The following is a 22,429-nucleotide window of genomic DNA, read 5'->3' as shown; positions in this document are numbered from 1 at the left end:
TTCTAGCCGGTCTAATTCTCGTCTTCTGTGATGTCGAACGCAGACGGTGGTGGGCAGGAGCAAACGAAATTGCGGTCACCGTAGGCCTCATCCAAGCGACGTACTGGTGGGAAATACTTCAAATCACGGCGCAGTGACGGCACCGGATACGCTGCCTGCTGTCGGGTGAATGCGTGATCCCACTCATCAGCGGTGACACTTTGCGCGGTAAACGGCGCATGGTGCAACACCGATTCCTCGTAAGCCACCTGTCCGGAAGCAATTTCATCAATCTCGGCGCGGATAGCGCGCATTGCAGCGATAAACCGGTCAAGCTCGGCTTTATCTTCAGATTCCGTGGGCTCAACCATCAGTGTGCCCGCGACGGGGAACGATAGCGTTGGGGCGTGGAAACCGTAATCAACCAATCGCTTGGCAACATCAGTTGCCGAAACCCCAGTTTGAGCTGCAAGATCGCGCACATCCAAGATGCATTCGTGAGCAACGAGGTTATTCGCGCCGGTGTAGAGGACAGGGAAGGAATCATGAAGCTCCGCAGCGACGTAATTGGCAGCCAGGATGGCATTCGCCGTTGCGTCTTTTAGCCCCGCACCGCCCATCATGGCTATATACGCCCACGAAATCGGCAGCACACCAGCTGAACCGTACATGGCACCGGAGATCGGAACCCCTGTATTGGTGGGGGTTTCTTCGTATGGGTTGGTTTCCGTGGCGTCGGTAGGCAGGAATGGAATCAAATGCTCCCGCACCGCCACAGGGCCAACGCCCGGCCCACCACCGCCATGCGGAATGGTAAAAGTCTTGTGCAGGTTGAGGTGCGATACATCGCCACCGAATACACCAGGCTGGGCGATACCAGCAAGCGCATTGAGGTTAGCGCCGTCGATGTAGACTTGTCCGCCAACTTCATGCACCTTTGCACACACGTCGCGAACCGTATCCTCGAAAACTCCGTGCGTTGACGGGTAAGTGATCATGATTCCCGCCACATGGTCGCGGTGTTTTTCCAATTTGGCATCCAGATCCGCCACGTCAATGGAACCATCTGCGGCGGTAGCGACAACAACAACCCGCAGATGCGCTAGGGTGGCGGAGGCCGCATTGGTGCCGTGTGCGGATTGTGGGATCAAAATGATGTCACGTTGATCGTCGCCACGCGACAAGTGATAGCGGCGGATAGCCAAAAGGCCAGCTAATTCGCCCTGCGAACCTGCGTTAGGCTGTACAGACACCTTGGCGTAACCGGTGATCGCGGAAAGCCAGTCCTCCAATTCAGCAATAAGTTCCAGCCATCCCTTAGTGAATCTCTCCGGAGCATAGGGGTGGATATTGGCGAATTCCGGCCAGGTGATCGGTTCCATCCCAGTAGTCGGATTCAGCTTCATGGTGCACGAACCCAGCGGAATCATCGTGCGATCCAGCGCTAAGTCTTTGTCCTTGAGCGCTCGCAGGTAGCGCAGCATTTGGGTTTCCGAGTGCACGGAATCGAAAATCGGGTGCGACAGGGTGGCATCGGTGCGTACTAATCCAGCCGGGAATTCGCGTCCGGTGCGGTCCGCTGGGGCGTCGACAAGCGAAGCTCCGAATGCGGCAGCAAGCTTTTCGACGTCCGCAACCTCGGCGTCCTCACCGAACGCGACCGAAACCTTATCCGCACCAATCGGGCGAACCAAATAGCCCTCTTCCGCCAACTGATCCGTAATTGCCTGCGCAGCACCCGGTACCACAACGGTGACGGTGTCGAAGAAACTCTGGTGAGCGATCGTGCCACCGGATGCCTCAATCGCGTGGGCGAACCGGCTCGCCAAATCGTGAACCCGCTGCGCAATCGCCTTCAACCCCTCAGGGCCGTGCCATACCGCATACATTGAGGCACACACCGCTAACAACGCCTGCGCGGTGCAAATATTAGACGTCGCCTTTTCGCGACGAATGTGCTGTTCCCGGGTCTGCAGCGCCAATCGGTATGCTGGATTCCCAGCGGCATCTACCGAAACACCAACGATACGGCCCGGAAGCTGCCGCTTTAACGCATCGGTGACTGACATGAACGCCGCGTGTGGCCCGCCGAAAAACAGCGGAACGCCGAAGCGCTGCGAAGAACCAACCGCAATGTCTGCCCCCAACGAACCAGGGGAGGCCAGCAACTGGAGTGCGAGCAAATCGGTAGCAACAGCGGCTAACCCGCCCTTTGTGTGGATATCCTCAATTATTGGGCGGATATCTTTAACATCGCCTTCAGTTCCAGGATATGCAAGCACCACACCGACGATGTTTTCACCAACCAAACCCGCACTAAGCTCTGTGATTTCTACTTCCAGCCCAATAGCACGTGCCCGTTCCGAAGCAACACCTAATACCTGGGGGTGTAACCGCTGGTCCAAAATAACCCGGTTGCCTTTCTTATTCACCCGGGCCATCAAGCCCACGGCCTCAGCAACTGCGGAAGCCTCGTCAAGTAATGAGGCATTCGCAACCGGAAGCCCAGTCAATTCAGAGATCATCGTCTGGAAATTCAGCAACGCTTCAAGTCGGCCTTGCGAAATCTCAGGCTGATAGGGGGTATAGGCGGTGTACCAGCCTGGGTCTTCCACAACGTTGCGACGAATGACCGGTGGGGTAATGGTTCCGTAGTAGCCCTGACCATAAAACGGCTTGAGAACAACATTGCGGTTAGCATACGACCTCAGCCGGGTAAGCGCCTCAGTTTCGCTTAACGCTGGGCCAATCGCAGGGGGTTGATCAGAGCGAATATCGCTAGGAACAGCGGCGTCAACCAGAGCATCGATGGTTGGGTAGCCAAGCCGGGCAAGCATCGCCACCCTTTCCGACTCATCAGGGCCTATATGTCGGTCACGAAAACTGGACAAGGAAAGTGGTTGCGTCATGGTGGCGACGGTCTCCTTTAGCAATTCATGGGCATAACGCTCACAATGGTACGTGATAGAGATCATTATGCCACGGCTTTATCGCCACCATCGCACAATGGTGGACGATGCTCAACTTGCTGGCATAGCCAGCTGAAATACGCCTGACTGGGTGCATAAAACTAACCACACACAGTGTCTGGCTTAGCCCACATCCCTGCTGAAAAGTTTGGGGGTTAGGTACCTCACTTAGCTATCCTGCGGGAAGTAACTGGTGCAGGCACTAACGAGGCAACTCGACCTATCCGGGGTGTGGTGGTTGGTCACGTGGTTTTTCGGAGAGAAAGGTCGAGTTGCGGTACGAACCCCAGCCAGCAAAACACGAAAAGGTCGGTGTCACACAGTGTGACACCGACCTTCGGGTAACTAGCTATGCCAGGTTAGAGTGCAAGATCATCTGCGAAGTTTGCGGTTTCTAGCCGATCCTTGATGGTGGTGGTGAAGCGGCCAGCATCAGCGCCGTCTACCACCTGGTGGTCGTAGGTAAATGGCATGTAGCACATCTGTCGGATAGCGATGGCGTCTACTCCATCCTCAGTCACAACCACGGCACGCTTTTGAATAGCGGCAGTTCCTAGAATGCCAGCCTGTGGTGGAACCAAGATCGGGGTGTCGGACAACGCACCTTCGGAACCAATGTTGGTGATGGTGAAAGTAGCGCCCATCAGATCCTGTGGCTTGAGTTTATTGTTCCGTGCCCGATCGGCAAGATCAACAATCGCCTGGGCGATCTCTGGGAAGGTAAGCTCCTGGGCCTTGTGAATGACCGGGGTGAGCAGGCCGCGTGGGGTGTCAACCGCGATAGCGACGTTCACATCAGCGTGGTAGGTCATTTCCTTGGTCTCGGCGTTGTAGGACGCGTTGACGTTCGGGTGAGAAACCAAGGCTTCAACGGCAGCCTTAACAAAGAATGGCAGGTAAGTGAGATTCACACCGTACTTCTGCTGGAAGGCTGGCTTGGATTCCTTACGCAGCTCCGCAATCTTGGTCATGTCGACCTCTTGCAGGTGGGTAAGCTGCGCGGAAATTTGAAGTGCTTCCACCATCTTTGCAGCGGTGATCTCACGGATCCGGTTCACCTTAGCGGTGGTGCCGATCAAGGCAGCCTTCTCTGGATCAACCGACTTGGTGGACCAGTTTGCCCGCGGGCCAGAATCCACAGGTGCTGAAGATTCCGCCGGTGCTTCACCGTTGGCCGCGGCAAGAACGTCCTGCTTACGGATGCGGCCACCGATACCGGTTCCGGTGATCTTGGTCAGATCAACCCCGTGCTTTTCGGCAAGCTTGCGAACCAGTGGTGTGACATACGGCAGGTTCTCGCCCGAAGCAGCGGGCTTTTCTTGCTTTTCGACCTTTGCTGCTGGCGCTTCTTCTTTCGCTACCGGTTCTGCTGGTGCTGGGGTTTCTTCCGCTGGTGTGGCTGTTTCGACCTTGGCGGCTGGTTCTGCTGGTTCGGGGGTTGGTTCCGTTGGTGCGGCTGGTTGTGCGTTCTTGTCGCCGATGCGGACGATGACTTCGCCGACGTCGACGGTGTCGTCTTCGTTGAAGAGGATTTCCAGGATGGTTCCAGCTACTGGGGATGGGACTTCGGTGTCGACCTTGTCGGTGGAGACTTCCAGGAGTGCTTCGTCTACTTCGACGGTGTCGCCGACGGACTTGAGCCACTGGGTAATGGTGCCTTCGGTTACTGATTCGCCGAGTTCGGGCATAACCACGTCGGTAGCGGCACCGGTTGCTGCTGGTGCTGGGGTTTCTTCCGCTGGTGCTGGGGTTGGTTCCGTTGGTGCGGCTGGTTGTGCGTTCTTGTCGCCGATGCGGACGATGACTTCGCCGACGTCGACGGTGTCGTCTTCGTTGAAGAGGATTTCCAGGATGGTTCCAGCTACTGGGGATGGGACTTCGGTGTCGACCTTGTCGGTGGAGACTTCCAGGAGTGCTTCGTCTACTTCGACGGTGTCGCCGACGGACTTGAGCCACTGGGTGATGGTGCCTTCGGTTACTGATTCGCCGAGTTCGGGCATAACCACGTCGGTTGCTGCTGGTGCTGGGGTTTCTTCCGCTGGTGCGGCTGTTTCAACCTTGGCGGCTGGTTCCGCTGTGGCTTCTGGTTCTGCTGGAGCAGATTCAGAGGCAGGAGCCTCGCCCTCTTCGCCGATAATCGCAATAACTTCGCCCACGTCAACGGTGTCGTCTTCTTGAGCGCGGATCTCCAATAGAACACCGGCCACTGGGGAAGGGACCTCTGTGTCAACCTTGTCGGTGGAGACTTCTAACAGGGGTTCGTCTACCGAAACTGTGTCACCGACGGACTTTAGCCACTGGGTAATTGTGCCTTCGGTTACTGATTCGCCCAGTTCGGGCATCACAACGGAGTGCGCCATTGTTGTCATGACTCCTAGTAAATCTTGTTGTGGAAAGTCTTAATACCTTTAAGAGAGTACCTGCTTTGCGCTCATAATGTGACTTTCGAGGTAAAGGAAAAGAATTTTTCCCCCTACAATTGTTAGCTGTGTTCAATTTCTTTGGCCGCAAAGGCACCAAATCTAACCTTAAACCCGCACGTGGGCCGGGTGAAACGGTCCGGGAAGCGGATTTAGCGTATTTGAAACAATGGGTGGTCGATCATGCGATTGTAGAAGCTTTTGTGGAGCCGGAAACCCTCGTGAATGAAATGTCCGTTGTGCTTGTTGATGTCACCGGAGACTTCACCCGGCGCCGGATAGGTGGCCCTAAAGGAATCGATGTCATTGCCAAAGAACTAAACGTACCAATCTACGATGTCGAAGAAACCGGCTACCCCCAACGCATGCGGGAAAAAATTGAGCGCGACCGAATTTTGCGGAAACGGGAAGAACAGCGATTACGACGCGAGAAGTTCGAACGGGGAGAATACTAAAACCAGCTGTCCACCGCTGAAGAAAAACAGTGGTGGACAGCTGGTTTAGTCCCTGATCCAGGCGGTGGAGGGACGTCGAAAAGCTATCACAGCGATTCTAAGAACGCCACGAAGGTACGGACGGGAACGCCAGTTGCCCGCATCGGGGTGTAGCCGTAGGCGGCGCTGGTATTAAACGACGGGCCAGCAATATCAACGTGAGCCCAAGTGATCGACTCACCCACGAATTCTTTCAAGAAGCAACCGGCTGATAGCATGCCGCCGGAACGCTGCGGGGTGATATTACGTAGATCCGCGACCGGAGACTTCAACGCTTCTGTAAGTTCCTCAGGCAGCGGCATAGCCCATGCTTGTTCGCCTACTTTTTGGCCGATAGTTGCCAGCTGGGCGGCAAAGTCCGCATCACCCATGATTCCAGAGGTGCGATCGCCAAGCGCGATGATTTGTGCCCCTGTTAGCGTGGCGCAATCGATCAGGTAGTCCGGTTTTTCTTCTGACGCCAGTGCTAACCCATCGGCTAAAACTAGCCGCCCTTCAGCATCAGTATTGAGCACCTCGGTGGTGGTGCCATTGTAATGAGTGATGACATCCCCAGGGCGGAACGCTTCACCATCAGGCATATTCTCAGCGAGTGCCACCGTGACGGTAACCGCAATGTCAAGCTTCAACCGGGCAGCTGCCACTGCGGTTGCGATGACTGCGGCGGAACCACCCATGTCGGAGATCATCTGATCCATGTTTGCCCCTGGCTTCAACGAAATTCCACCAGTGTCAAACGTTATGCCCTTACCGACGAATGATACGTGCTTCTTTGCTTTTTTCGGCTGGTAGCGTAGCTGCACCAACCGTGGCTTGCGGGAAGAGCCCATACCCACCGCGAGCACACCGCCGAATCCTTGCTTGACGAGCTTCTTTTCGTCACGGACATCCACATCCAACCCGTAAGTCTTAGCGACTTCGGTGATGACAGTCGCATAGCTTTCTGGATACAGGTGCGAGGATGGCGCATTGACTAAGTCGCGGGCTAGATTAACCGCCTCGGCGGCGATGAGGCCACGTTCAAACTCATCCTTAGCTGTCTTTCCCTCACCCAAAACTGTGATGGTGGATACCGGTGTGGAGCCTGTTTCCGATTTCTGCCCAGTATAGGAATAAGCGCCCAAAACAGAACCTTCGGTGACGGGTTGGATACCGAAAATGCCTAGTGTGGTTACCGCCGTTTCCACGTCTTTCAGGGAACGGGCTGCGACAGCGCTGGCGCGACGCAGGGTTTCGTCGTCAAGCTTTTCGCTATCGCCAAGTCCCACCGCGACGATGAAATCCGCATCGACACCCTCAATCGCCGGGATCCGGGTGATTTCTTCGGCTTTTCCGGTTGCACCTACAGTGCTGAGAAGCTCCCAGATACTAACATCGATGTCTTCCGAAAACTGGCCGGAGGCTGCGAGTTCCAGTCCGTCCTCGCCTTTAAAAACTGGCACCAACAAGGCGTCGTATGCTTTGGGGAGTTTCTTAGCAAAGGTCACGGTTGTCGCCGTGCCGGTTGCAGGCAGTGAAAGTTCTTTCACAGGGATACATCCTTTCGGAAGTAAAGAAGGGGGTTAGTAACAACTCATCTAGGGTATCGAAAAGCCCTATCGGAAGTCGATGTGGCTTAAAGATGCAGCTTATAGGTTAAATTTTCCCGAATTTTTATCACTATTGTGCGGTGCTTAACACCCCCACCTGGGCAGTAACTGGCCTGTCACGGGTGCTGCGGGGGCAATAAGCGGTGTATGTTTTTCACATGGAACCGTTGAACTTCGCTATCGAAAAGACCGCCAACCCCACCCCCGCGACCGAACTTGCTGAGATTCTTTCCGACCCTGGTTTTGGCAAGCACTTCACCGACCATATGGTCACCATCGACTGGGATGCGGAACGCGGCTGGCATGACGCGAAAGTTATCCCGTACCAGCCATTAGTTTTCGACCCGGCCACCAGCGTTTTCCATTATGGCCAGGCGATCTTCGAGGGGATCAAGGCATACCGGCACGCCGACGGCCAGATCAAGACGTTCAGGCCGGAAGATAATGCCGAGCGCTTCCAGCAATCGGCCCGCCGGTTGGCAATGCCGGAGCTGCCAACCGAGCTGTTTATTGAATCGTTGAAGCAGTTGGTCACCATCGATAGCCAGTGGGTCCCCGCAGCAGGCGGCGAAGAATCCCTATATTTACGGCCAGTAATGGTGGCGACTGAACCAACACTCGGGGTACACCCATCGGCAAGCTATAAGTATTTCGTTATAGCTTCGCCTGCCGGTGCGTATTTCAGCGGCGGGATTAAACCGGTATCCGTCTGGCTTTGCGACGAATTCGTGCGCGCCGCTCCCGGTGGCACCGGTGCCGCCAAGTTCGCCGGAAACTACGCTGCTTCACTTCTGGCCCAAGCGCAGGCGGCGGACAAGGGCTGCGACCAAGTGGTGTGGCTTGACGCCCACGAACACAAGTACGTCGAGGAAATGGGCGGCATGAACTTGATGTTCGTCTACGGAAATTCTGACACCCCCACCATCGTCACCCCGCAGCTTTCCGGTTCGCTGCTTCCCGGTGTTACCCGTCGCTCTTTGCTACAGGTCGCGGCGGACCTGGGGTACACGGTGGAAGAGCGGTTATTCTGCACCGATGAGTGGCGGGAGGCTGTCGCCACCGGAGACATCACCGAAACCTTTGCCTGCGGTACCGCCGCCGTCATTACTCCGGTTGGTTCGGTGAAGTCCAAGGACGGTGAATTCACCATCAATAACAATGAACCGGGCCCAATTACGCTGAAGATGCGGGAACACCTCACTGGCATCCAGCGTGGCAGCATCCCCGATCAGCACGGCTGGCTCGTTGACCTTTCATAGCGTGACGGCAGGTATATGACAGCAGGCGAAATGTGGGAGTTCCTCAGCCCCACGCAGTCACGTGCCACCAACGAGTACTACAGGCAGTGGTTAGGCCGCGACCTGGTCGTGATTGCCCGGCGAATTGATTGCGACGATGCAGTCTGCGTCCCGCGCGGACGCAACGAACCGGTGTATCTCATTCACGAACACTGCGATCCCGACTGGGCTGAGCTGTACCGGTGGGACACTCGCGCCGAATTTGAAGAACTGTTGGCCGAAGGTGAAACCGCCTGGCAAAAATTCCAGGAAGGCTAAGCACCCAAGAAGTGAGTAACAGCGGTGGCGCGACGAGATTTAACTAGTGGCACCACCATTTTTAGAACACAGCGGATGAATAAACTAAACCTGGCAATTGGGTTTCTGGTCGTAGGGATCGTTTCTTTGGTACTTTCCATGATTGCCGCCGGAATCGATTATCGCCTGATGGAACACGAATACCTCGTGTGTAGTACACCCCAATGGGTTCTTATTTGGAACGTAGTTTCGCTAATTAGTGTTGTCGCAGCCGCATCGACAACAATCGCCGTGCTTCTACATGGGCGGCTGAAGCGTCGAAAAGCTCAGCGTTGACAACCCCTCTAAAGTTTTACAACTGTTCGTTATCTTACACGTGTAAACTTTGCCCATCCGGTTCAGCAAGTCGCCTTCTTGAATGAGGCAGATTTCTATCATTCCCCCATGGTCGTAAGTGATGACTCAGGTATCCAGGCACCGTTTTAAGCTTTATCGTCACAGCACTGCGGAAAGGATGATGCCGATCAACGCGGCACAAAGGCTGGTACAGATTTCGGTGATAAAACCACAGGTGTCGCCATTAAGACCGGAGAACCGCTTGCTGCAATGGCGGGCGAGTATGATCGCCACGATAATGGCGAAGATCAAACAGCACAGGTAGCCTACTAAACCAATCGTCAGCGGGATACCTGCAACCAATAAACACCCAGTGGCCAAAAGGAAGCTTGCCAACGACCACGCGACAATCGCTTTAGTGCGCACGGTACCGATAACCAACGCGGCGAAACCCGTGGGCTTCATTGGATTAAAACCCCGCCAGGCACCCACCATTGTGCAAATCCGGCCGACGACGGGAATTACCGCGATCACCGGTGCAACGCCAGCATCGGTAATCGCGGCGATTGCCGCAATCTGAAGTACAAGGGCAAGCAGCGCGCCAGCCATGCCAATCAAACCCGCGTGCGGATCGGCCAAAATCTCCCGCGCTTTGGCAGGTTCGGCATAGGAACCGAGCGCATCGCCGACGTCGGCAAGCCCGTCGATGTGCATGAACCGATTGAATAGCTGCCAACCAGCAACCACTAGCACCCCGATGAGAAACCCAGGAGTTCCAATACTATGAAGCCCCACCGCTAGCAATGCACCCATGACACCAACAAAAATTCCCACTATGGGCAAGCTGTTCATGACACGGGTACCAGTGATCCGGTCGAATGCTGATGCACCAGTTACTGGCAGGATCGTCATCCAACTCAGTGCGGTCAACGGGCCCTCGATAATTGCTGGGCCGTGTTCGCCGGGAACGAAGTGGGCTTTATCCGACATGGTTGTTTCCGTTTGTTAAACAGGGGAGTTAGGCGAACCGGTCGTCGGGAACCGCATCGGCACCGGAAACCTGGGCTGAATCGAAGGTCGCCATGTCGGCCATGATATTTGCCGCCATGCGCATCAACGGAAAAGCGGCGGCAGCACCGGAGCCCTCACCCAGTCGAAGACCAAGGGTGAGCAGCGGTTCTAAACCCAAATATGTCAGGGCAAATTCGTGGGCTGGTTCGGCGGATTGGTGCCCGGCTTGCATCCATTTACGAGCACCAGGGGCGAGTTTGTCTGCCAATATCGCAGCGGCAGTAACCACAACCCCGTCCAGCAAGATTGGGGTGCGACGCACAGCAGCCTGGGCGATGAACGCCGCCATCGCGGCTAATTCCGGCGACGTGACCTTGCGCATGATCGCTAGCACGTCACCTTTGTCCTCGCGAGCCCTAAACATCGCGTCGCGTACCACCGCCACTTTGCGTTTCCATCCCTCGTCATCAATTCCGGAACCCCGGCCAGTAACAACCACCGGTTCGTGATTTGTTAACAAACCAATTATGACCGCAGACGGAGAAGTGTTGCCGATTCCCAGGTCGCCAGCCATAAGGAAGTCTGCACCAGCATCGATTTCCTCATCGGCGATGCGCTTACCCACCTCAATCGCGTGCCGCAATTGCTCCTGCGACATGGCATCCTCGACATCAATCCGCCCGCAACACCGCATCACCCGCTCAGGGCCGGTGGCGTCGTGGTCGAGGGAAATATCGGCCACCCGAATGCCGATACCGGAGTCCTGCGCAATGGCGTTGACGCCCGCACCTCCGGCGTTAATATTCGCTGCCATCTGAATCGACACTTCTCTGGGGTAAGGTGAAACGCCATGCGCTGAAATTCCGTGGTCACCGGCGAAAACTACCAACCTAGGTTGGGTGATTTTCTTCGGCGGCACCTGACCTTGGCAAGCGGAAAGCCATACACCGAGATCTTCCAAGCGCGACAACGCGCCGGTTGGTTTGGTCAACGTTAACTGGTACTCCCGGGCCTTAGCTGCGCTTTCAGCGTCGGGTGCTTGGATCTGTGGGAAAAAATCGGAAGGCTGCATGGCAGTCATGGCTTTCTTGTGAAGTGATTGGTTATTAAAAAATATACGTAAACCGCCAGCCGCATCATTTTCCATCGCTGGTGGTTGGGGAGCCGGTGATAACTACAGGTTAATGTTTAAGCCATAACACTTGGCCTGCGATAACGAATGCCACTTGTTCGCACGTCTTGGCGATAGCGGCATTCAACGCCCCAATTTCATCGCGAAACAGCCGTCCTGCCCGGTGTTCTGGAATAATCCCCATGCCCACTTCCGGGCTGACCATAATCAGATCCCGGTCGGCAGGGAAAGCTGCGACTGTCGAGACTAAGGCATCAATTTCAGCTGCGATGGTGCCGCGCGGTAGCTCCCACGCTTGTCGACGATCAATGGTGTGCGTCAACCAGGTACCTAAGTCGTCGACAAGCACGGTTGCCTGCGGCGGATCGGCTAAAACAGTTACAGCGTCTGTGGTTTCTTCTGTCTCCCAATTGGGCGGGCGGCGGCGGCGATGCTGGGCGATGCGCTGGTCAAAATCAGTATCCCCAGGCCACGGTCGAGCTGTTGCTACATATATGCAGTCGGCGGTTCCGACTAACTTTTCCGCGAAAGCTGATTTACCAGAGCGGGCACCGCCTAACACGAGAGTACGCACGAAGCCGCCTTACATTATTTGACGATATCGCCGATTTCGACCTTTGGTTTTGGCGTGCGCCAACGTCGAGGTTGTGATGCGCGGCCAAATGCATAGAAACCGATGGCATAACCATTCTCAGTGGTATTGGGGAATTTCTCGCGAACCGCACGGGAAGCGGCCCGTCCCAACATGACAGCCTCGGCGAAGAACACCAGCATGATCAACATTGCCACGATGGAAACAATGTTGGAGATGCTGGGATAACTGGTGGAAACCATCATGACTAGCAGTAATCCGATGGCAAACGGCATGACATACGAATTAAGGTGCCGCTTGGAATCAACCAAATCCCGCACAAATGCCCGCTCTGGCCCCTTATCACGGGGTAGGAGATAGCGTTCGTCGCCGGAGTCCATACCCCGTTGGGCAGCGCGTTGCCGTTGCTTGCGGGCTTCTTTCTGTTCGGCTTTATACGCTTTCCACTCCGCATTGGACATAGATGCTTTTAGCTCTTTACGACGCTTGCGAGATTCTCCCAACGATTCAGCTGGGGTAAACCGTGACTCAAAGCTGCCTGAATGCGTTTGGGCCTGTTTACGCTTCGGGGTGGCGTGGCCTTTCTTAGGGGTATAGGCCTTCGACTGCCTAGCACCGGTTGAAGTTGATTCGGTCGCGGTGGTTTCGCTGGAGGTTTCGTGTGGTTCCACAGACTTTGATTGAGAAGGTTTCACGACAACCAGAGTACCCAGAACCCCAAATAGGAAACAATGCGGCGGATTGCGAAAATGTATCCATATCGGTTACCTAAAAAAGAGAACGATGGTAAATATATCGACGGTGAGGGTATTAAAACCAAAGCTAAAGCGAGTAATCTTTAGATGAGTTAGCCGCAGCGACTTTAAAGGTGCATAATGGTGCCCAAGCACTTTTATGTGTTGAAGCATTTTATAAGGAGCATAAATGACAACCCCAACAACTAATACAGGCGTTATCGTTACCCCGGAAGCCGTCGCTAAGGCTAAAGCATTGATCGCGCAGGAGGAAGACGGCGATAAGTATTTCCTGCGGCTGGCTGTAGCTGCTGGTGGTTGCGCTGGTCTGCAATATCGGTTGGAGTTCCAAACCGAGCTCTTAGACGGCGATAAAATCGACGATTACGATGGTCTGCGTTTTGTCGTAGATAAGAAGAGTGTTCCATTCCTCATGGGGGCTACCGTGAAGTTTGAAGACACCCTCCAGTCCTCTGGTTTTGCCATAGAAAATCCAAATGCGACTGGTTCCTGCGCCTGCGGCGATTCGTTTAACTAAAACCGCACTAAAAAGCGTCGAAAAGCAACGTGTTATGCTTTTCGACGCTTTTTAGCTTTTCGACGCCGCCCGTGCGTCTTTAGTTACAGATACACCGGATAGTCGCGCTCTTCGATACCAGGGTCGATACGCTTTTCCTCGAAAATACCGTGCCACACCATGAACGCCAGCACGGTCCACAGCCGCCGGGAATGGTCGCTGACCTGATTGCGATGCTCATGCAGCATCTCTAGTACGGCTTTCTTATCAAAGATATCCTCAGTCTGTGATGCATTGATCGTGTCCTGCGCCCAACCGAATAGCTCATCACCAGCCAGCCAGTGCCTCATCGGCACCGGGAATCCCAACTTCTTTCGATGCAACACATGGCCGGGAACGATTTGTTCCATCGCCTTACGCAATGCGTATTTCGTGGTGCCATTGGCGATCTTCAAGTCATGCGGAATGGTTTCTGCCACCTCGAAAACCACCTTATCTAAGAACGGTACCCGAAGTTCCAAGGAGTGAGCCATATTGATCTTGTCCGCCTTGACCAAAATATCGCCTCGCATCCAGGTGAACAGATCCAGGTGTTGCATTCGGGCAACTGGATCCATGTGGACGCTTTGGGCGTAGATCGGCGCGGTCACCTCACGGTGGTCCCATTCCCGCTTAGCCCACGGGATAACCCGTTGCATTTGCTCAAAGTTGAAGGAACGCGCATTGCCGTAATAACGATCCTCCATGGTCATGGAACCGCGCTCAAGCAGCGACTTACCCTTCATACCCTCCGGCAGAACCTGGGACAGACGGTTTAGTCCCTTACGTAGTGGCGAAGGAACATAGTCAAACGGCTTTAGTGACAGCGGCTCTTTATAAATGGTGTAGCCGCCAAACAATTCGTCGGCTCCTTCACCTGAGAGCACAACCTTGACGTGCTTGCGGGCTTCCTGGGCGACGAAGAACAGCGGAACCAACGACGGATCGGCGACCGGATCATCCAGATACCACATGATCTTTGGGATCGCGTCTGCGTATTCCTCCGGGGAGACAATTTTGACGATGTGCTCGACGCCGATCGCCGCAGCGGATTCGGCGGCAACGTCGACCTCTGAGTAGCCTTCGCGCTCAAAACCAGTGGTGAAGGTGAGTAAATCCGGGTTATGGCGCTTTGCAAGGGTGGCAATAGCGGTGGAATCGATGCCTCCGGATAAGAAGGAACCAACGGTTACGTCGGCACGCATGTGCTTTTCGACGCTGTCCTCCAACGCCCGAGCAATCCGATCAAACAAGTTTTGTTCCTTGTTTTTCGGTACATGCTGCGCCGGGAACTGAGGCCGGAAATACCGAGTTTGTTTGACTTCACCTCCGATAGAAACAGTCGCGGTGCAACCGGATTCTAGCCGACGGATCCCGCTATGCAGGCTTTCTGGCTCCGGAACGTACTGCAAATCGATGTAATGCTCGATGGCGCGTTTATCCAACGCAAGTTCAAGGCCAATGGCATCAGCCATTTCCAAAATGCACTTCTTTTCCGAAGAAAACACCGTTCCGGCTGCGGTGGTGGCGTAATAAAGAGGCTTAATCCCGAACTGGTCGCGAGCGAGAAACAGTTTCTCTTCAACGCTGTCCCAAATGGCAATGCCAAACATGCCGCGCAGATGCCGCACCACATCTGCACCCCAATGGTGGAAACCAACAACGATAGGTTCGCCATCACCGGAAGTATTGAAGGTGTAGCCTAACTTGCCGAGCTCATCGCGCAACTCAATGTAGTTATAAATTTCACCGTTGAAGGTCATCGCGTAACGATCAGGATTTTCCGGCGGCCCCCACCTCAGCGGCTGGTGAGAATGCTCCAGGTCGATAATGGACAGTCGATTGAAGCCGAAGACTGCATTGTCGTCGTGCCAGCTGCCAGCCTCATCAGGCCCACGATGTCGCATACAAGGCAAGGCCTTTTCGATAGCCGGCACAAAGCGGGCCGCGTCTGCATTGCTGGTCAGCATGCCTAGAAGTCCACACATGGTAAGTGGAATCCTCCTTTATCAAGGATCAAGATTGTCCAATACGGTTTCCGATCAACAGTACTCCCAAAACCTCAGGTTGAACATCTTTGCCACACGGCGGTTAACCGGATGGAAAGTGGGGGTAACTTCCGGCGAAAATTGTGGGCATACGAAAGATGGATAACCAATCGTGAAATTGTGAGATGGGTTACATTGCAAAGTGAACCGGGCGGAAAATATGCGCTAAATGTCACGGAAACTCGGGAATTTCCCAGTAAGGAACCCTTGTATTGAGCAAGGATTGAGAAAACCTAAAAAGAGTAAAAAATAATAAAGTTCCTGAATCGACCCGAATATGCGCTATCCTGCGAAGATAGACGTGGGCGTATTGCAGGCAGGTAAATGTAGGCAGATGTCCAAAGAAAACTAGTGTGTAAAGGAAGGCAGACGCGCGTGGAACAGCAGCACAAGCGTGGCTTTGGTCGCAAAACATTGCTCAGCGGTGTTTTGGCTCTAGGTGCTACGGCTCTCGCAGGATGTGACGTGGCAGCACCAGAAGGTGCGTTGGGTTGGTTCCTGGGAATGGGCTGGCCAAAGGGCATTACTCCAGAAGCAACCGCAATGTACAACTTCTGGGTCTGGGTATGGGTCGTTGCATGGATCATTGGTTTCATCATGTGGGGCCTGTTTATTTACGGCATGTTCGCGTGGTCCGCTAAGCGGGCAAAGAAAGCGGGTAAAGACGAATTCCCGCGTCAAACCCAATACAACATCCCAGTTGAATTGGTGTTGACCATCATGCCGATCCTTATTGTCATGGGATTATTCTTCTTCACCGTCCAGACCCAGGACAAAGTTACCGCCTTGGACAAGGATCCAAAGGTTGTCGTTGACGTCACCGCTTACCAGTGGAACTGGAAGTTCGGCTATCAGGCGGTATCTGGCGATCTTACTGTCGACGGAAAGGACTACGACGGTAAGGATGCTGAGCGTCAAGCACAGGCCGAAGCCTCCAAAGTTGACCCTAACGGCAACAACCCAATCAATGGGCGTTCTAAGTCCGACTACTCTTACCTTCACTTCGACAAGATTGAAACTGTTGGCACTACGGAAGAAATTCCAGTTTTGGTCGTTCCTTCCCAAACGCCAATCGAATTCCAGCTTGCCTCGGCGGACGTAAGCCACTCGTTCTGGGTGCCTGAATTCCTTTTCAAGCGGGACACCTATGCGCACCCAGAGGTCAACAAGCAGGAACGCCGATTCCAGATTGAAGCAATCGAAGAAGAAGGCGCTTTCGTTGGTCGCTGTGCTGAAATGTGCGGTACCTACCACGCGATGATGAACTTTGAACTTCGGGTCGTTTCGCCAGAGAATTTCGGAAAGTACATCGACTTCCGTACAAAGAACCCACAAGCTACAAATGCTCAGGCTTTGGAGCACATTGGTGAGGCTGGCTACGCTACTTCGACCGCACCGTTCAATTCCAACCGTGACACCCGTGACGGCGACAATGCTGTCGATAACCACAAGGCTTAAGTTTTAAGGAGGTAAAAGGAACATGCGCGCAACAGCAAAAATTATGTACAGTATGGCGGCCTTCCTCGGGGTCATGTCTGTGCTCTACTTCCTGGGAACTATGTACCTGGATGACACCGGTAACCTTTACGTTGACGGTGGCGGTTCATTTAACTTCGAATGGGCTGGCGGGGTTTCCCTCATCCTGGCTACCGCATTGGCCTTGATGCTCGGTGGTTATCTTCACTTCACTGAAAAACGCATTGATGTGTTGCCAGAGGATTGGGAGGAAGCGGAGATTGCTGATGGAGCCGGAACCCTCGGTTTCTTCTCTCCATTCTCCATCTGGCCAGCTGCCATGTCCGGCGCGGTAGCGGTTCTAGGCTTCGGTATCGTATTCATGCATTACTGGATGATCGCACTAGGTGCCGTGCTGCTGATCTACACCACCACCATGCTGAACCTGCAATATGGTTTGCCAAAGGAAAAACACTAAAGTCTTTGGTTAGCGTCTAGCTTTCTTAGCTGCCCTGCGGATATTTTCGCGGGGCAGCTTTTTGCGTCGGATGGAGACGGTATAAAGTTCCCGAATGCTAAAAAATGTTTTTTAAGGGGTGGGAAAAGGGACTTCTACAACTAAAAGACGAGGTAGGAGAGGGGCAAACGAAAGTTGGAGGCCAGCTGAAACGGCGGGAAATATCATGTGATATAACTCACGAAGGTTTTTTGGTGAATGTGTGGAAAAATCAGCTTCGCTATGGGGCAAAGTTGCTACATGGAATCCCAGCTTTGGTATCGTGCGGCAATGACCTGCGATTTTTCTAACGTCGGATAAAAACTAAAAAAGTTCCCGATGAATATTGCACCATTTTTTACCGGATAATGGTGGGGGAGGGGAATGGGCGGTGCCTAAGCCACGTAAAAAATAAGGGGGCATGACGTGACTTAAGGAGCGTGAACAGACATACTAGATAGCGTGACGAGCGCAATTGGAAACCCAGATATGGCAGCAACACCTCGTGTTGCGGCACTGAACCGACCAAACATGGTCAGTGTCGGCACGATTGTGTTCCTGTCCCAGGAATTAATGTTCTTCGCCGGCCTGTTTGCGATGTACTTCACATCTAGAGCCAACGGTCTTGGAAATGGCTCATGGCAAGAAGGGGCGGATCATCTCAATGTGCCTTACGCATTTGTGATTACCGCTATCCTGATTTCCTCCTCTATCACGGCACAATTCGGTGTCTTCGCCGCAGAGCGTGGTGATTTGTTCGGCTTGCGTCGCTGGTACACACTAACGATTCTCCTCGGTTCCGTGTTCTTGATTGGACAGGCCTACGAGTACTACCACTTGGTGGAACACGGCCTCACCATCCCAAGCAGCGTCTACGGCTCCACCTTCTATATCACCACCGGATTCCACGCAGCACACGTTTTGGCGGGTGTTCTTGGGTTCGTAGTGATCCTGCTGCGAATCGCGAAGTCGAAATTTACGCCGGCTCAAGCTACAGCGGCAATGGTGGTGTCGTATTATTGGCACTTCGTTGATGTTGTGTGGATCGGCTTGTTCATAACCATTTACTTCATTCAGTAGGCCGTATCGGCCAAACGGAAGGCATGTCCTTACCTATATGGCCTACAGCCCTTCACTTTCCATGATCGAGATAAAAGGAAAATGATGGATACCAACCCCCAGACTCCCGAAGTGGTCGATTCGGCCGCCTCGGCACGCAAGGCTAAGAATGCGAAGTCGCGCCGCAAGGTGCGCCGCACGCTAGCTGGCGCGCTAGCGCTTGCCCTTGGTCTCACTGGCGCAGGAATTTTAGTCAACGCGATCACTCCAGATGCGCAGGTCGCTACCGCGCAATCCGATGAACAGGCAATGATCCAAGAGGGCAAGACCCTATACGACACTGCTTGCATCACATGTCACGGTGCCAACCTACAAGGTGTGGAGGATCGTGGCCCATCGCTGATTGGTGTCGGCTCTGGCGCTGTATATTTCCAGGTGCATTCTGGACGTATGCCGATGCTGCGTAATGAGGCACAGGCTGCTCGTAAAACCAAGCGGTACAACGAGGCTGAGACTCTGGCGATCGCTGCATACATCGCCGCAAATGGTGGTGGCCCAGAAATCGTTTACAACGAAGACGGCACCATCGCTCAGGAAAGCCTACGTGGTTCTCACTACGACGGAAAGATTGACCCAGCGGACGTCGCCCGTGGTGCGGATCTATTCCGGTTGAACTGTGCATCCTGCCACAACTTCACTGGTCGTGGTGGCGCATTGTCTTCCGGTAAGTACGCTCCGGTTCTGGACCCAGCGAATGAGCAGGAAATTTATCAGGCTATGCTCACTGGCCCACAGAACATGCCAAAGTTCTCTGACCGTCAACTATCTGCTGACGAGAAGAAAGACATCATTGCTTTCATCAAGTCCGCTAAAGAAACCCCATCCCCTGGTGGCTGGAGCCTAGGAGGACTTGGCCCGGTTGCTGAGGGTATGTTTATGTGGCTTGTCGGAATTGTGGTCCTTGTGGCCGCTGCTCTGTGGATTGGATCGCGCTCATGAGCAATAACAACGAAAAGAAATACACTGCCAAAGAGCTGAACTCCATGACCAATGAAGAGCTCGCTCGGCTTGGCACTCAGCTCGACGATGTCACGGTTGCGTACCGCAAGGAACGGTTCCCAATCGCAAACGACCCGGCTGAAAAGCGTGCTGCCCGCGCGGTAGGCGTCTGGTTTGCTATCGGTATCATCTCAGCCATCGCATTTCTCGCGGTATATCTGGCTTGGCCATGGCAGTATAAGGGTCTAGGCGACGACGGCCTGTGGCTTTATACCTTCTATACCCCATTGTTGGGTATCACCTCCGGCTTGGCCATCCTCTCGCTCGGCTTTGGTGTCGTGCTTTATGTTAAGACCATCATTCCGGAAGAAATTGCGGTTCAGCGTCGTCACGACGGCCCTTCTGAAGAAGTAGATCGCCGCACAATAGTTGCCCTACTCAACGATTCTTGGGAAACCTCGACCTTGGGTCGTCGTAAAGTTCTCAAGGGCCTGATGGGACTTGGCGGCGTACTTGCTGGATTAGTGGTTGTCGCACCGCTTGGCGGCATGGTGAAGAATCCTTGGAAGCGTGGCCAGCTAGGCATCCAAGGTGACGGCACCCTATGGACTTCCGGCTGGACCCTACACGAAGAGGGCGTCAAACTGTACTTGGGCCGCGACACTGGCGCGCTGGCAGTAAAGCATGATTCCGATTCGGGGGAGCACTATGTTACTCAAGGCGTAACCCGCCTGGTTCGGATGCGTCCCGAGGATCTTTCGGCAGCTGCAATGGAAACTGTGTTCCCGCTGCCTGCCGACGCAGTAAACGACGGCGACCTGTACGATCCACATGCTGATGTGTATGAAAACCACATGCATTCCATCCACGGCCCACGCAATGCAGTGATGCTTATCCGTCTTCGCTCCTCCGATGCGGAGAAGGTTGTTGAGCGGGTCGGTCAAGAAGATTTCCATTACGGTGATTACTACGCGTACTCCAAGATTTGTACGCACATTGGTTGCCCAACCTCCCTCTACGAGGCTCAGACAAACCGCATTCTGTGTCCGTGCCACCAGTCGCAGTTCGACGCATTGCACTACGGTAAGCCGGTATTCGGCCCAGCCGCTCGTGCATTGCCACAGCTGCCGATCACCGTTGACGAAGAGGGTTACCTCATCGCCGCAGGCAACTTCGTTGAGCCTGTCGGCCCGGCATTCTGGGAGCGTAAGTCCTAATGAGCACTAAACTCGCTGAAATCGGCAATAACATTGATTCGCGATACACCGCTGCTGCGGGTATTCGCCGACAGATTAATAAGGTATTCCCCACTCACTGGTCGTTTATGCTCGGTGAGATCGCCCTCTACAGCTTCATTATCCTGCTGTTGACTGGTGTGTACCTGACCTTGTTCTTCGACCCATCGATTACCAAGGTCATCTACGACGGCGCATACTTGCCTCTCAACGGCGTTGAGATGTCGCGGGCATACGAAACCGCCCTCAACATCTCCTTTGAAGTTCGTGGTGGACTTTTCATCCGACAGATGCACCACTGGGCGGCGCTGATGTTCATGGTTTCCATGACCGTCCATATGTTGCGTATTTTCTTCACCGGTGCGTTCCGTCGCCCACGTGAGGCTAACTGGATTATTGGTTGCGTCCTGCTGCTTCTTGGCATGGCGGAAGGCTTCATGGGTTACTCCCTGCCGGACGACCTGCTTTCCGGTGTTGGTCTGCGCATTATGTCTGCGATCATTGTTGGTCTGCCGATCATTGGTACATGGCTGCACTGGTTAATCTTTGGTGGCGATTTCCCATCTGATCTGATGCTGGACCGTTTCTACGTCGCACACGTCTTGATTATCCCAGGCATCATCCTCGGTTTGATCGCAGCGCACTTAGCGCTCGTGTGGTACCAGAAGCATACCCAATTCCCTGGCCCGGGTCGTGCTGAAAACAACGTGGTTGGTGTCCGCATCCTTCCGCTGTTCGGCATTAAGGCAGCTGCTTTCGGCCTAATCACTGCAGGTGTGCTGGCGCTGATGGCTGGCTTGACCACAATCAATGCGATCTGGAACTTAGGCCCATATAACCCAGCGCAGGTATCCGCTGGTTCTCAGCCAGATATCTACATGCTGTGGACGGACGGTGTGGCCCGTGTCATGCCTGCTTGGGAGCTCTACCTCGGTAACTACACCATCCCAGGTGCATTCTGGGTGGCCCTGCTGTGTGGTCTTATGGTCGTGGTTTTGGTTACCTATCCATTCATTGAGCAAAAGATCACTGGAGATACTGCTCACCACAATCTGTTGCAACGACCACGGGACGTTCCAGTCCGGACATCCCTAGGTGTGATGGGCATTGTGTTCTACTTCTTGGTCACCTTGTCGGGTGGTAACGATTTGTTCGCCTATCACTTCCAGGTTTCCTTGAATGCTATGACCTGGGTTGGTCGTATCGGCTTGATTGTTCTGCCACCGTTGGCCTACTTCATCACCTATCGCATCTGTATTGGCTTGCAGCGTTCCGACCGCGAGGTTTTAGAGCATGGCATTGAGACCGGTGTTATCCAGTTCTTGCCAAATGGCGCATTCATTGAAGTGCACCAGCCTCTGGGTGCGGTGGACGATCATGGTCACCCAATTCCGTTGCCATACGCTGGTGCACCAGTTCCGAAGCAAATGAACCAGCTTGGCTTCGCTGGCAGCCCAGGCCGCGGTTCCTTCTTCTCCCCAGATTCTGCGGAGATTGCTACGAAGGCAGCTCACATCGAACACGAGAACCATCGTGAAGAAGCTGAGATGCTTGAAAACCTCAATAAGGCCAACCGCGCCTCTGATGAGGAAAAGGGCTTGATTTAACGCCAAGCCATTTGCGCTCACAAACCGGCCGCCGTCCTAATTACGCAAAACAGGACAGCGGCCGGTTTTCTATGGCTACTCCTTGTTTGGCTCTATCGCGGCCATGGGTTTGTGTCGGATACAGCTGGCTGCCAGCCATTGTGGTCGTTTAGAGCGTTTCCTGCTTTATTACTTGCGGTTAGT

Annotated in this window: 19 protein-coding genes; 11 read left to right on the top strand and 8 right to left on the bottom strand. The window is 54.1% G+C overall.

The window, feature by feature from the left end; translation table 11 throughout:
* Positions 1-11 precede the first annotated feature (11 nt).
* Both gcvP and sucB read right to left on the bottom strand, forming a co-directional pair.
* On the bottom strand, positions 12-2,816 hold the full coding sequence (gene gcvP, locus CMUST_RS10880) for an aminomethyl-transferring glycine dehydrogenase (RefSeq protein WP_236690204.1): 2,805 nt from the start codon (positions 2,814-2,816) through the stop codon (positions 12-14).
* Between the two features lie 491 nt (positions 2,817-3,307).
* Positions 3,308-5,308 (bottom strand): 2-oxoglutarate dehydrogenase, E2 component, dihydrolipoamide succinyltransferase, encoded by a 2,001-nt coding sequence (gene sucB / locus CMUST_RS10875; protein ID WP_047262545.1) that lies wholly within the window; start codon positions 5,306-5,308, stop codon positions 3,308-3,310.
* Between the two features lie 128 nt (positions 5,309-5,436).
* On the opposite strand from sucB, the gene CMUST_RS10870 reads away from it, so the two are divergent.
* Complete coding sequence (locus CMUST_RS10870) at positions 5,437-5,823, top strand: hypothetical protein (protein ID WP_047262544.1); 387 nt, start codon at positions 5,437-5,439, stop codon at positions 5,821-5,823.
* An 86-nt stretch (positions 5,824-5,909) separates the two neighbouring features.
* Here CMUST_RS10870 and CMUST_RS10865 read toward each other — a convergent pair whose 3' ends face one another.
* The gene (locus CMUST_RS10865; protein WP_047262543.1) at positions 5,910-7,391 is read right to left on the bottom strand and encodes a leucyl aminopeptidase; all 1,482 of its coding nucleotides are present in this window, start codon (positions 7,389-7,391) and stop codon (positions 5,910-5,912) included.
* A gap of 218 nt (positions 7,392-7,609) precedes the next feature.
* Here CMUST_RS10865 and CMUST_RS10860 point away from each other — a divergent pair, with 218 nt between their 5' ends.
* From CMUST_RS10860 to CMUST_RS10850, 3 genes are all read left to right on the top strand, one after another.
* Positions 7,610-8,710 (top strand): branched-chain amino acid aminotransferase, encoded by a 1,101-nt coding sequence (locus CMUST_RS10860; protein ID WP_047262542.1) that lies wholly within the window; start codon positions 7,610-7,612, stop codon positions 8,708-8,710.
* Between the two features lie 15 nt (positions 8,711-8,725).
* Positions 8,726-9,007, top strand: a complete 282-nt coding sequence (locus CMUST_RS10855; RefSeq protein ID WP_047262541.1) for a hypothetical protein — start codon at positions 8,726-8,728, stop codon at positions 9,005-9,007.
* Between the two features lie 75 nt (positions 9,008-9,082).
* A complete protein-coding gene (locus CMUST_RS10850) occupies positions 9,083-9,322 on the top strand; it encodes a hypothetical protein (RefSeq protein WP_047262540.1) in 240 nt (79 codons plus the stop codon).
* Between the two features lie 159 nt (positions 9,323-9,481).
* Here CMUST_RS10850 and CMUST_RS10845 read toward each other — a convergent pair whose 3' ends face one another.
* The 4 genes from CMUST_RS10845 to CMUST_RS10830 form a co-directional block, all read right to left on the bottom strand.
* Positions 9,482-10,312, bottom strand: coding sequence for an adenosylcobinamide-GDP ribazoletransferase (locus CMUST_RS10845; RefSeq protein WP_047262539.1), 831 nt, complete (start codon positions 10,310-10,312; stop codon positions 9,482-9,484).
* A gap of 28 nt (positions 10,313-10,340) precedes the next feature.
* Positions 10,341-11,405 (bottom strand): nicotinate-nucleotide--dimethylbenzimidazole phosphoribosyltransferase, encoded by a 1,065-nt coding sequence (gene cobT, locus CMUST_RS10840; protein ID WP_047263580.1) that lies wholly within the window; start codon positions 11,403-11,405, stop codon positions 10,341-10,343.
* Positions 11,406-11,514: 109 nt separating this feature from the next.
* Positions 11,515-12,039, bottom strand: coding sequence for a bifunctional adenosylcobinamide kinase/adenosylcobinamide-phosphate guanylyltransferase (gene cobU / locus CMUST_RS10835; RefSeq protein WP_047262538.1), 525 nt, complete (start codon positions 12,037-12,039; stop codon positions 11,515-11,517).
* Between the two features lie 14 nt (positions 12,040-12,053).
* Positions 12,054-12,728, bottom strand: coding sequence for a DUF3043 domain-containing protein (locus CMUST_RS10830; RefSeq protein WP_047263579.1), 675 nt, complete (start codon positions 12,726-12,728; stop codon positions 12,054-12,056).
* Positions 12,729-12,981: 253 nt separating this feature from the next.
* Between CMUST_RS10830 and CMUST_RS10825 the strand changes: the two genes are divergently transcribed.
* Positions 12,982-13,329 (top strand): HesB/IscA family protein, encoded by a 348-nt coding sequence (locus CMUST_RS10825; protein WP_047262537.1) that lies wholly within the window; start codon positions 12,982-12,984, stop codon positions 13,327-13,329.
* 83 nt (positions 13,330-13,412) lie between these two features.
* Here the strand turns inward: CMUST_RS10825 and asnB are convergent, their stop codons facing one another.
* Positions 13,413-15,335, bottom strand: a complete 1,923-nt coding sequence (gene asnB, locus CMUST_RS10820; RefSeq protein ID WP_047262536.1) for an asparagine synthase (glutamine-hydrolyzing) — start codon at positions 15,333-15,335, stop codon at positions 13,413-13,415.
* Positions 15,336-15,770: 435 nt separating this feature from the next.
* On the opposite strand from asnB, the gene ctaC reads away from it, so the two are divergent.
* From ctaC to qcrB, 6 genes are all read left to right on the top strand, one after another.
* Positions 15,771-16,853: an aa3-type cytochrome oxidase subunit II gene (gene ctaC, locus CMUST_RS10815; RefSeq protein ID WP_047262535.1), complete on the top strand. Its 1,083-nt coding sequence runs from the start codon at positions 15,771-15,773 to the stop codon at positions 16,851-16,853.
* A 22-nt stretch (positions 16,854-16,875) separates the two neighbouring features.
* Positions 16,876-17,328 (top strand): aa3-type cytochrome oxidase subunit IV, encoded by a 453-nt coding sequence (ctaF, locus tag CMUST_RS10810; protein WP_047262534.1) that lies wholly within the window; start codon positions 16,876-16,878, stop codon positions 17,326-17,328.
* Positions 17,329-17,808: 480 nt separating this feature from the next.
* Positions 17,809-18,426, top strand: coding sequence for an aa3-type cytochrome oxidase subunit III (gene ctaE / locus CMUST_RS10800; RefSeq protein WP_144414196.1), 618 nt, complete (start codon positions 17,809-17,811; stop codon positions 18,424-18,426).
* 81 nt (positions 18,427-18,507) lie between these two features.
* Positions 18,508-19,404 carry a cytochrome bc1 complex diheme cytochrome c subunit gene (gene qcrC, locus CMUST_RS10795; protein ID WP_201779200.1) on the top strand — a complete coding sequence of 299 codons (897 nt, stop codon included), beginning with the start codon at positions 18,508-18,510 and terminating at the stop codon, positions 19,402-19,404.
* Positions 19,401-20,621: a cytochrome bc1 complex Rieske iron-sulfur subunit gene (qcrA, locus tag CMUST_RS10790; RefSeq protein ID WP_047262531.1), complete on the top strand. Its 1,221-nt coding sequence runs from the start codon at positions 19,401-19,403 to the stop codon at positions 20,619-20,621. The genes qcrC and qcrA overlap by 4 nt, the downstream gene beginning before the upstream one ends.
* Positions 20,621-22,246, top strand: a complete 1,626-nt coding sequence (gene qcrB, locus CMUST_RS10785) for a cytochrome bc1 complex cytochrome b subunit (RefSeq protein ID WP_047262530.1) — start codon at positions 20,621-20,623, stop codon at positions 22,244-22,246. The genes qcrA and qcrB overlap by 1 nt, the downstream gene beginning before the upstream one ends.
* The last annotated feature ends 183 nt before the right edge of the window (positions 22,247-22,429 follow it).

Source organism: Corynebacterium mustelae (assembly GCF_001020985.1).
Classification (GTDB): domain Bacteria; phylum Actinomycetota; class Actinomycetes; order Mycobacteriales; family Mycobacteriaceae; genus Corynebacterium; species Corynebacterium mustelae.
The sequence above is the reverse complement of the archived record's forward strand: the minus strand, read 5'-3'. Positions and strand labels throughout refer to the sequence as shown.